3 protein-coding genes are annotated in these 2,626 nt (G+C 73.9%); 1 reads left to right on the top strand and 2 read right to left on the bottom strand.

What is annotated here, in order from left to right; genetic code table 11:
• Positions 1–872, top strand: an 872-nt coding sequence (locus tag F3J18_RS36505) for a 2-dehydropantoate 2-reductase (RefSeq protein WP_166917006.1), incomplete at its 5' end; no start/stop codon positions are given.
• 246 nt (positions 873–1,118) lie between these two features.
• Here F3J18_RS36505 and F3J18_RS36500 read toward each other — a convergent pair.
• Complete coding sequence (locus tag F3J18_RS36500) at positions 1,119–1,568, bottom strand: MarR family transcriptional regulator (RefSeq protein WP_025096736.1); 450 nt, start codon at positions 1,566–1,568, stop codon at positions 1,119–1,121.
• A 75-nt stretch (positions 1,569–1,643) separates the two neighbouring features.
• Positions 1,644–2,626, bottom strand: a 983-nt coding sequence (locus F3J18_RS36495) for a glycerate kinase (protein ID WP_166917004.1), incomplete at its 5' end; no start/stop codon positions are given.

Genomic DNA, 2,626 nt, shown 5'->3' with positions numbered 1-2,626 from the left:
TGGCCGCGCTGCGCGACGACGGCCTGACCATCGTCGACGAGCAGGGCGCGGTGAGCCGCACGCCGCTGCGCGCCACCGACGACGCGCGCGAACTCGGCGAGCAGGACTACCTGGTGATCGCCCTCAAGGCCCAGGCGCTGCCCGCGCTGGCGCCGAGCCTGGCGCCGCTGGTGGGCCCGCGCACCACCATCGTGGCGGCCATGAACGGGTTGCCCTGGTGGTTCCTGCACGGGATCGGCGGCGCGCTCGACGGCCGCTCGCTGGAGGCGGTCGACCCGGGCGGCGCGATCGCCGCCGTGTTGCCGCCGGCGCAGTCGATCGGCTGCGTGGTGCACCTCTCATCGGCCACCGATGCGCCGGGCGTGGTGCGGCGCGTGGCCGGCAACCGCCTGATCGTCGGCGCGCCGGACGCGGCGCGCGCGGCGGCGGCCCGGGTGCTCGCCGAGGCGCTCGTCGAGGGCGGTTTCGAGGTGGAGACGCCGGCTGAAATCCGGACCGCGATCTGGGTGAAGCTGTGGGGCAACATGAACATGAACCCGCTCAGCGCGCTGACCGGCTCGACCACGGCCGGGCTGCTCGACGATCCCCATACCCATGCGCTGGCGCTGAGCATGATGGACGAGGCCGCCGCGGTGGGCGAGAGGCTCGGCCTGTCGACCGGCATCAGCAGCGTCGAGCGGACCGGGATCACGCGCAAGCTCGGCGCGTTCCGCACTTCGATGCTGCAGGATTTCGAGGCCGGCCGCCCGCTCGAGATCGAGCCGATCCTGGGCGTGTTTCCGGAGCTGGGCCGCGCGCTCGGCGTGCCGACGCCGTTCTGCGAGGCGGTGCTCGGGTTGCTGCGCCAGCGTGCGCGCAACAGCGGGTTGTGAGCGGAAGGGGGTAGGGAGGGGCTGCTTGCCGGCGGCGCGCGATCGCGCGTGCTGGCGGGCGGTGCCGCCTGGCTGTTGGCGGCGCTCAAGCTGCCGAGGCGCGGCGAGACACGCAGGAGCGCGAGCCGCGCTCAAAGGCAGCCGGCCAGCGTCAAAGGCAGCCGGCCAGCGGATGGCGGAAGAGGCCTGGTTGAAATCCGGCGCGGCGGCGAGATGGCGGCAAGGCGGCTGGCCGCCGCTCGCGCGCTACTCGATCCGCTCCCGCGTATGGGCGATCAGCTTGTCGAGCGCCCGCTCCAGCGCGCCGCGCTCGCTCTCGGTCAAGCGCTCGGCCAGCTCGGCGTTCCAGCGCCGCGCGAGCGTCATGATCCGGCGGTTCAGCGCGGCGCCCTCGCGCGTGAGCGCGATCACCACCACGCGGCCGTCCTCGTCGCTGGTCGTGCGCGACAGCAGGCCCTGCAGGATCAGCGCCTCGGCGGCGCGGCTGGCCTGGCTCTTGTCGAGATGCGTGTGGCGCGCGAGTTCCATGATCGAAAACGGCCCGAAGGCGCCGACCGAGCTGATCACGCGCGCCTCCGGCAGGGTGATGCCGAGCTTGTCGCGATACAGCTCGCCGATCGCGCGATCGGTGAGCTTGTTGATCGTGTGCAGGCGCTGCGTCAGAAACTGGTCGAGTCCGGCTTGGCTGCCTTTCATGGCGGTTCCTGAAGGATGGTCGGCGGCCCGATTGTTCCCGGATCGCCGCGCGCGGTCAACCGAGGTCGACCGGGATCAACGTGCCGCTGCTGCCGCGGCGTCGCTGCGGCGGCCGAAGCGCAGCCGCGCCAGTTGCTCGGCCTGGTCGGCCAGCAGCCGGGCGGCGTCGCGGATCGCCACCTCGAGCGTAATCGGTCCCGGCGCGGGCGAAAAGCAGCCGTCGAAATGTTCTGACAATTGCGGCAGCGCCGCCGGGTCGACCGCGCCCGACAGCAGGCTGGCCGGCACGCCGGCCGCGGCCGCGTGGCGGCAGGCGATGAAGGGCGCCTTGCCGTGCAGGGTCTGGCCGTCCGAGCGCCCCTCGCCGGTGATCAGCCAGTGTGCGCCGTCCAGCGCGGCGTCGAGGCTGACCTGGCGCGCCACCACCTCGGCGCCCGGCTCGAAGCTCGCGCCCAGCAGGTGCAGCGCGAAGCCCAGGCCGCCGGCCGCACCCGCGCCGGGCAATTCGCGTACCTGGCGGCCGAGCGCGGCTTCGGCCAGATCGGCGTAGTGCGAGAGCGCGGCGTCGAGCGGGGCGACCTGCTCGGGGCGCACGCCCTTCTGCGGGCCGAAGACGGCGGTGGCGCCATGCTCGCCGGTGAGCGGATTGTCGACGTCGGACATGCCGACGAAGCGGCTTTGCGCGAGCCGCGGATCGAGCCCCGAGGTATCGAGCCGGGCGATCGTCGCGAGCCGCTCGGGCGTCGGCTCGATCTCGCGGCCCTCGGCGTCGAGCGCGCGCAGGCCGAGCCCGGCCAGCAGGCCCGCGCCGGCGTCGTTGGTGCTGCTGCCGCCGAGCGCCACGAAGAAGCTGCGCACGCCCTCGTCGAGCAACTGGCGGATCGCCTCGCCCATGCCGCGCGTGCTGCGCGCCTCCACCGGCACCGCCATGCCGACCGGATCGGTGATGCCGACGACCTCGGCGGTCTCGATGATCGCGGTATGCGCGTCGACCAGGCCGGCGGCCGCCTCGCGCGGCGCGAGCGAGGCGCCGGGCACCGCCAGCGTGCGGCGCGTGC

The sequence above is a fragment of the Burkholderia sp. Ax-1720 genome (assembly GCF_011753035.1).
In the GTDB taxonomy this organism is placed as follows: Bacteria; Pseudomonadota; Gammaproteobacteria; order Burkholderiales; family Burkholderiaceae; genus Burkholderia; species Burkholderia gladioli.
This window is presented reverse-complemented; position numbering and strand designations above follow the sequence as displayed.

What these genes read in the sequence shown, in the direction of transcription:
- F3J18_RS36500 (WP_025096736.1), bottom strand. Translation starts at nt 1,568, where the DNA reads ATGAAAGGCAGCCAAGCCGGACTCGACCAGTTTCTGACGCAGCGCCTG.